This window comes from Sodalis sp. dw_96, from assembly GCF_018449575.1.
Lineage (GTDB): Bacteria > Pseudomonadota > Gammaproteobacteria > Enterobacterales > Enterobacteriaceae > Acerihabitans.
On sequence record NZ_JAAVUT010000026.1, the window covers coordinates 68423 to 76327 of the forward strand.

Consider the following 7905-nt stretch of genomic DNA (forward strand, 5'->3'; position numbering starts at 1 on the left):
ATGGTTAAGCGCATTCAATTTTCCGCCACCGGCGGCCCGGACGTATTGGAATATAAAGATTTTACACCAAAAGATCCGGGCCAGGGCGAGGTTCAGGTTGAAAATAAGGCTATAGGCATCAATTTCATCGATACCTATATGCGCAGCGGCCTCTATCCGGCGCAGCTGCCTTCGGGACTGGGGACGGAGGCCGCGGGGATCATCACCAAAGTCGGCCCTGGCGTAACCGGGCTGCACCCCGGCGATCGGGTGGTCTATGCCCAGGGCCCGCTGGGGGCCTATAGCGAAGTCCATAATGTTCCCGATAAGAATATCGCCGTCCTCCCCAAGGCCATTTCATTCGAACAGGCAGCGGCGTCCTTTCTCAAGGGTTTGACGGTGTATTATCTCCTGCATCAGACCTATGCCATCAAACCGAATGAAATTTTCCTGTTCCACGCCGCGGCCGGCGGCGTGGGCCGGATTGCTTGTCAATGGGCCAAGGCCCTGGGGGCCAAGATGATAGGCACCGTGGGATCAGCCCAAAAGGCCGACCTTGCCAAGCAGGCCGGCGCCTGGGAAATTATCAATTATCGTGAAGAGAATGTCGCGGAGCGTGTTGCGGCGTTGACCCACGGTGATAAGGTCAATGTGGTATACGACTCGGTGGGCAAAGATACCTGGGAAGTTTCGCTGGATTGTTTGCGCCGCAAGGGTCTGATGGTGAGCTTTGGTAATTCCTCCGGCGCGGTAAGCGGCGTGAACCTGGCGATCCTTAATCAGAAAGGCTCGCTGTATGTCACACGTCCGTCCCTGAACGGCTACATTACCAACCGGGAAGAACTCAAACTGGCCAGCAATGAACTTTTTTCCATGATTGCCAGCGGCGCGATTAAAATCGACGTACCGGAACGGCAAAAATTTCCCCTGGCCGAGGCTCAGCGGGCGCACCGTGCATTGGAAGCGCGGGAAACCAACGGCTCCTCGCTGCTGATTCCTTAACCTGCCCGCGTTATACGAAACGGGCTTCCTTTAGGAAGCCCGTTATTTTTTGCTTGATGTGAAGCTGCTGTAGGTAGGGACAGGACGGCAAAAACACCGGAAAGTGCCGCTGAAGCCGCTATTATTTCCGATGTGGATGAAATGGCTAAAGACCAGGTAGCATCCTATCAGCAGATATAAGTAAAAAATATCGATAATAAAGACAGGGTTTAAAAAAGAAGAAAACTTGTGATCGACGCCACGTTTTCTTAACGTTCATCCGGCTGGCTGCCGCCAAATGGCGGCAGTCATGACGCGATGATAATGATATAGCGGTCAGCAACCCGCCGCCGGTTGACAACCAGAGCGCCATTAATAGCGGGGCAATTGCGGCGGTTTGACGGCACGCCATATCCATGCCACCACCAGAGCCAGCAATAGCCAAGGCAGTAATTTTAATGCCATGACAAAGAGACCGGCAAACATCATGATAAACGTCCCCACCGCCAACGCGGCGAGAATCCCTAACACGGAAATCCCGGTCAGCAGCAGCATCAAAAAAAATCCGATGACAAAGAAAATTTCCAACATGGCAGGCTCCTGAAATACGGGATAAGTCCCGAGACTGTCTTTGATACCGCCTTAATGATTACAAAATCCATGCCAAAATAGAAAAATAATAATTTATTGATTTTAAAGGATATAATATTAATCAATTTAGCTTTAACTGGCAGGTTTAACTATTTATTAGTCAAATTAGCCACGGATTCCGCCGCCGTTATCCCTAGTTTTTTGCCAATCGAAAAAGACCCCCCGGCGAAAACAGGCAGTACCGCACAAGTACCTGCCCCGGTTCGCCGGGAAACGTCTCCGTGTCTACTCGATACCGACGAAGGCTGAAGCGCTGGGCGAAACCACTTTCAAAAGCGCCTGCTCCACTACCGCCACACCCGCTCCCGGCTTATGGGCATTCTCGCTTAAATGACGACGCCACTGCCTGGCGCCCGGCATGCCTTGAAATAAGCCAAGCATATGACGGGTGATATGACCAAGATAGGCGCCTCGGGACAGCTCCCGCTCAATATAAGGCAACATGGCCGCCGCGACGTCGGCCACCCCTTGATAAGGATCCGGGGCGCCGAAAATGCGGCTATCGACCCGGGACAAGATAGACGGGTTTTGATAAGCCTCGCGGCCCACCATTACGCCATCAAGCCGCTGCATATGCTGCGTTGCCTGGTCCAGGCTTTTGATGCCGCCGTTAATGGCCAGCGTCAGCGCGGGGAAATCGCGTTTGAGCTGATAAACACGATCGTAATCCAACGGCGGAATATCGCGATTTTCCTTTGGGCTGAGACCCGTTAGCCACGCCTTGCGGGCGTGGATAATAAAGGTATCGCAGCCGCCGCGCTCGGCGACGGTCTGAATAAACTCGCATAAAAAACCATAGCTGTCCTGTTCATCTATGCCGATGCGGGTCTTCACCGTCACCGGAATCGACACGGCTGAACGCATTGCGGCGACACAATCGGCTACCCGCACGGGTTCCGCCATCAGACAGGCCCCGAAACGGCCGTTTTGCACCCGATCGGAAGGGCAACCGACGTTGAGATTGATTTCATCATAACCCCGCAATTCGGCCATGCGGGCGCACTGCGCCAACGCCTCAGACTCACTGCCCCCCAATTGCAACGCCAGCGGATGCTCGGCGTCGTTGTACGCCAGATAATCCCCTTTGCCGTATAATAGGGCGCCGGTCGTCACCATTTCGGTATACAACAGCGTATGGCGGGTCAGCAGCCGTAAAAAGTAGCGGCAGTGGCGATCGGTCCAGTCCAGCATCGGCGCGACGGAGAAGCGCTGGGAGGGGAAATTGCCAATTATTCCGGGCGGCGTCTGGGTTTCCGGGTTTTGTAGCAGTGCATTATTTTCGTGCATTTAAGGTCATTTTGCCGTATTTTTTCTTCATCAGCACCCCATCCAGCACCCCTTAAACGAGGGGTGCCAGGAGTCGCGAAAGGGAAATCATGGCCTACTATAGCATAGAAAAAAGACTACGAGCTGACGGCACAGCCCGTTACCGCTGCACGGTTGGCGTTAAAGAGGCCGGCAAATATATCTACCGAGAAAACCGTACGTTCGGCAAGCAGGCGCATGCAAAAACGTGGGGTGCTGGCCGGGTGGCCGAGCTCGAGCTTAACGGTGTTCCCGATGCCAACGATGCCACAGATATTACCGTAGGGGAATTGCTCCGACGATACATCGCCGATCCTGGCCTGGGCGGTAAAGCAGGCAGAACAAAATTATACGTTCTCAATATGCTGGCAGACTGCGATATCGCAGAACTGAAATTAACCAGCCTGACTTCAGGCCACATCATAGATCACTGTCGTTTCAGGGCGGGATCCGGTGCTGGCCCATCTACAGTTGGTCATGACCTGAGTTATTTATCTTCAGTGTTGGCAGCGGCTAAACCCATCTATGGTATCGATTATACCGATAACCCGGTAGTGGTTGCGCGTCCAATATTGGTCAACATGGGGTTAGTCGGCAAATCACAACGCCGCTCTCGGCGGCCAGTTGGGGATGAGATAGAACGTTTATTAGCGGCCCTGCGCGTCCGGTCGTCCCATCATGGGGCGGTTATACCCTATGAGGACATCCTTAATTTTTCTATTTTGTCCTGCATGCGGATCGGTGAGGTGTGTAAAATTCGGTGGGATGATATTGATGAGTCGCAGCGGGCGGTTTTAGTCCGGGATAGAAAGGATCCACGCAAAAAAGTTGGGAATCATATGCTGGTTCCATTATTGGGGGATGCCTGGGAAATCGTGAAGCGGCAACCCAAAACCTCGGACTGTATATTCCCCTTTAATTCCAAATCGGTATCGGCTGGTTTTCAGCGGGTGCGCGATAGTTTAGGCATCAAGGATTTGAAATATCATGATTTGCGTCGGGAGGGCGCCAGCAGGCTTTTTGAGGCAGGATTTTCTATCGAAGAAGTGGCCCAAGTGACAGGACACCGATCATTAAATGTATTGTGGCAGGTCTATACGGAGCTTTATCCAAAATCGCTGCATGATCGTTTATTGGCACTCCAAGGGTCAGATTGAAGGGCAATCATCAATCTCCCCTTCCCTCATATTGTTGATCAATGCGATAACGGCGGTTGGTACCTTTACGGTATTTTGTTGAAACGAAATTATCGACAAATATCTCATTCCTTTAATGGTGGGAAAATAAATAATTCATTGATTTATAATGGATTATAACTTTTACAACATAATAAGTGCATTGCTTTAGAAATATTTAATAACAAAATTTTCCTAAAGTTTATTTTTTCCTTACAAGTATTTTATTATCAGAAAATAGGTTTAAAATAATAAACTAATCAAGTAAATATAAAAGTTCAACTATGCAACAACCGGATTGCAACAAAAAAATAACAAGATTCTCAGCTTTAGATGGTATAAGAGGGATATTGGCTATCACGGTAATGCTTAATCACTTTATCGGTGCCGCTACCGGGTGGGATGATTTTAGACCTTTTAGTGGGGCATATATCAGTGTCATTTATTTCTTTATGATGTCTGGGTTTGTCCTTACTCATTCAAATAATGAAAAAAAAGGAATTTTCAAATATGCTTTAACAAGATTTGCTCGATTGTGGCCTTTACATATGATTACTGCAACCGCAATGATTGGAATCTATTATCATAACTTTATAACTGGGCAATATTACCCTGGCATGTATGTTTTTTCATTCAAACTATGGATTGAAAACTTATCATTAATGCACGGGGTGTCTTTTTATAGATTTAATCTTATTAACGACCCGTCTTGGAGTATTAGTATAGAATTTTGGGCTTCTCTCTTTATTCCAACAGTTTTTGCGCGCTTGAATAAATGGGTAGTTCTTATTTCATCAACAATTGCAGTATTATTCCTCTTGCAACAAACCAAAACAGGTTTTGTGAGTGATAATCTAATAGGCCTATATCAATTTTTTTTAGCCATATCGGTTATGGCAATTGGCTCATCAATATATATTTTATTTAAAAAATATAATGAAAAAATAATTTTCAAATTCACTCATAATGAAATTTTTTTATGGTGTTGTTTTCTAACTTGTATTTTTGGGGTTTACAACCAAACACACAATAATCTAGATTTCTTTTTTATTATCCCGTTCATACCGCTCATGATTATCGATTACATACAAACCCCATCCTTAATAAGGAAATTTTTATACTCTGATATCATGCAATTTGCAGGGAAAATTAGCTTCCCCTTATACCTGATACATTCTGCAATTCTTATCGCTGGCTTTCAATATAGAATTGATAATAAACCAATATCTATCATCGGTACTGCAATAGTTTCTATTTTTGTTTCATATCTTTACTATGTATTAATTGATGCCCCCCTATATATTTACTTGAAAAAAATGATAAATGATAAATTAAACAATTCACACTCTATAATTTACGTACGCAGCAATAAAGTTAAATGAGGGTAATGCTGCTTTTAATATAACCAGGCCATATGTTTGGTCAAGTCTCACTATATTTAGGGTGACCATAACTTATTGATGCGGTCTAGTGGATTAAAAAATTGGACAATAAATAAGGTCACCGAAGTGACCTTATTTATTGCTTTATATTATGAGAATTGGGGCGAGGATGGGGATGGTTCTGTAAATCCACCATCAACTGTGTATCCCCAGCCAATCCATGCAGGTTAATCAGATGGAATTAATACCAATGAGATATCATCGCCAGGATTGTAAACTGAAACACCATCCCATACGCAGACATTGAAAATAATTCCGTCTTTAACTTCAGCGTAATTACCGTCCATTAATAATATTCCTCTACAATGCAAATACCCGTCGAACCATTGGCCCCCGTACCTCCTGATACAGCACCTGGCCCAGCGGCATTACCGCCCCCGCCAGCACCATATCCAACGCCTGGAGCTGGTGAAGCGGTACCATTTATGCCTGCCCCACCAGATCCAAGAGGGCTGCCGCCCCCTTTCCCTGATTTTATGCCGTTGCTGGCAAGTGAGATGTTGAAAGGAGCAGTTCCACCCTGCCCTGGTACACTGATGAGCACATTGGTTCCAGTACATGGAGATCCTGTTGCGTTATCTGTACCAACAGATCCGGCCCCTCCGCCGGCGCCCGCACCTCCACCAAATCCACCCGGTGCGGAAATATAGCTACCAAAGCTAGTCGCACCGCCAGATCCCCCATTTGCGCCCAATGAGCCAACCCCACCGGCCCCTATGGTTACTGATGCGGTAAAACCAATCGGTATGGTAATTAAGCCGGTATCGCCATATGAACCGCCATTACCTCCCCAGCCAGAGGCAATTTGTGTAGATGATGTTGAAGTTGTGCCACCGCCTGCACCGCCCCCGCCGATCACATAAACTCGTATTTTAGAAGTGAGGGCCGTTGGGCTATAAGTTCCAGAGGCAGTAATTCTTTGAACCGCCGCCAACCTGCCGGGGATTTGTTTCCCGCCTGGATTTGATGTCATGGCCCATGAGGACCAACCAGCAAACCAAGTAACGTTTATTATGCTGTTGCCGGCTATTTCACCACCTGACAAGGCACCTACAGCACTAAGAATAGGATATGCCGTCAACCCGTTAGGGGAAAAAGTGGATGCACCAGTATTTGTATTCTGCGCTTTAAAAGATAATACCATTCCGTCAGTTAATGTCGTGACTGCTGGCATATAGGCAGCTTTGTAAGCATTGGCAGATCCAGTATCTGCGGCGTAGAGAGTTTTTCCAGATTGGACGATGCTTTGGATTGCCGCTACAATTTGGGCGTCATTAGCAGGAACAGGGGTTAACCCCCCACCTGACAAGATATTAACTAATTCACGCTGTATGGTGTTAAACCAGCCAGCAGGTAATATTGTCGGGCTAACACCTCCCGCCACATTCCCATCCGTAAATTCACCATCACTATCTGCTGTATCCGTTAGGCTGCTTATTTTTTGCATGAAATTTCCTCGCTATTTAAAGCGATATATTAAATTGATAATTATTTAACTATTTAATGCGGTATCAAGAATTGTCGTCATCGCATCATTTATTTCATAAACACCCTCTTCAACAAAAAAAATAGGTGTAGCCAAATTTCACGATGGTATGGGATGGGCATAGTGTACTTAGGCGGCATTCAAGCTGCTTATTACCCCAGGATGCCAGCGGATCTCCGCAATAGCTTAAACCGCATTGCGCATAAGTCATGGTTGTCGTTTCAGCGTTAATACGCCAGACAAAAGGCCATTCATCGCCGTTCAGTGCATCGCCACAGACTGAAATCCCGGCATGTGCCTGCCTGAATTCCGTGATTGTGATGTCATAACCCAGCGCCTTGGCCACACTGATAAAATAAGCGACCGACTGGCCGCCGGTGCTGATCAGCTTTGAAACAATCGCCGCCTGGCGCTTAGAAATTGTATCCGTCTCACCTATCGCACAATCATCCGGTAGTCCGAGTGTTTTTTCCCACTCCGGCAGCATCGTGACGGCTGTGCTCGGGAAAAGGTTTATTAGTAGCGATATGGCCGCATTGTCGCTTTGTTGGTATGTGCTGGCTAGCGCTGTCATTACGACAGTTTGAATAGCCTCTGAATTTTTCGGCCATACTCGCCCCGCGGGCATTAAAGATTGTAAGGCTGCCGTATAATCATCAACAGTGAATTTACTCATGAATAGGTCACCGTTCCGCGCACCGGCATCCCTCCCGTTGCCATAGTTATGTTGCCCACCGGCGCCGTAAGAATAAATCCTTCAGTGCCGTTGATATCGGCAATGGCCGCCTGGATATCGGATAGATAAATCGTTCCGCCCGGCTCTCCTTCCTCAAAAAAAACATTATCGATAGCTGAGGCAATGGCTGCGGTTATCGTGCTGCTGGCG

Annotated in this window: 6 protein-coding genes and 2 pseudogenes; 3 read left to right on the forward strand and 5 right to left on the reverse strand. The window is 47.5% G+C overall.

All coding sequences use genetic code 11. The features are described from left to right. Positions 1 to 981, forward strand: a complete 981-nt coding sequence (locus HB631_RS24155; protein WP_213993723.1) for a quinone oxidoreductase — start codon at positions 1 to 3, stop codon at positions 979 to 981. A gap of 351 nt (positions 982 to 1332) precedes the next feature. Here HB631_RS24155 and pspG read toward each other — a convergent pair whose 3' ends face one another. Both pspG and dusA read right to left on the reverse strand, forming a co-directional pair. Beyond that, positions 1333 to 1551, reverse strand: coding sequence for an envelope stress response protein PspG (gene pspG, locus HB631_RS24160; RefSeq protein ID WP_213993724.1), 219 nt, complete (start codon positions 1549 to 1551; stop codon positions 1333 to 1335). Between the two features lie 285 nt (positions 1552 to 1836). Then, complete coding sequence (dusA, locus tag HB631_RS24165) at positions 1837 to 2898, reverse strand: tRNA dihydrouridine(20/20a) synthase DusA (RefSeq protein WP_213993725.1); 1062 nt, start codon at positions 2896 to 2898, stop codon at positions 1837 to 1839. Positions 2899 to 2987: 89 nt separating this feature from the next. Here dusA and HB631_RS24170 point away from each other — a divergent pair, with 89 nt between their 5' ends. Both HB631_RS24170 and HB631_RS24175 read left to right on the forward strand, forming a co-directional pair. Further along, the gene (locus HB631_RS24170; RefSeq protein WP_213993726.1) at positions 2988 to 4073 is read left to right on the forward strand and encodes a site-specific integrase; all 1086 of its coding nucleotides are present in this window, start codon (positions 2988 to 2990) and stop codon (positions 4071 to 4073) included. Positions 4074 to 4375: 302 nt separating this feature from the next. Then, complete coding sequence (locus HB631_RS24175) at positions 4376 to 5473, forward strand: acyltransferase (protein WP_213993727.1); 1098 nt, start codon at positions 4376 to 4378, stop codon at positions 5471 to 5473. A 1288-nt stretch (positions 5474 to 6761) separates the two neighbouring features. Here the strand turns inward: HB631_RS24175 and HB631_RS27340 are convergent. The 3 genes and pseudogenes from HB631_RS27340 to HB631_RS24190 all read right to left on the reverse strand — a co-directional run. Then, positions 6762 to 6980: pseudogene (locus HB631_RS27340) on the reverse strand (tail fiber protein); the annotation flags it as partial. A 109-nt stretch (positions 6981 to 7089) separates the two neighbouring features. Continuing rightward, entirely contained in the window at positions 7090 to 7695 is a 606-nt protein-coding gene (locus HB631_RS24185; RefSeq protein ID WP_213993729.1) for a YmfQ family protein, read from the reverse strand. Further along, positions 7692 to 7905: pseudogene (locus HB631_RS24190) on the reverse strand (phage baseplate protein); the annotation flags it as partial. The gene HB631_RS24185 and the pseudogene HB631_RS24190, both read right to left, overlap by 4 nt.

Bases quoted from the DNA above. Each gene is read 5' to 3' on its own strand.
- HB631_RS24155 (WP_213993723.1), top strand. From the start codon at position 1: ATGGTTAAGCGCATTCAATTTTCCGCCACCGGCGGCCCGGACGTATTG.
- pspG (WP_213993724.1), bottom strand. From the start codon at position 1,551: ATGTTGGAAATTTTCTTTGTCATCGGATTTTTTTTGATGCTGCTGCTG.
- dusA (WP_213993725.1), bottom strand. From the start codon at position 2,898: ATGCACGAAAATAATGCACTGCTACAAAACCCGGAAACCCAGACGCCG.
- HB631_RS24170 (WP_213993726.1), top strand. From the start codon at position 2,988: ATGGCCTACTATAGCATAGAAAAAAGACTACGAGCTGACGGCACAGCC.
- HB631_RS24175 (WP_213993727.1), top strand. From the start codon at position 4,376: ATGCAACAACCGGATTGCAACAAAAAAATAACAAGATTCTCAGCTTTA.
- HB631_RS24185 (WP_213993729.1), bottom strand. From the start codon at position 7,695: ATGAGTAAATTCACTGTTGATGATTATACGGCAGCCTTACAATCTTTA.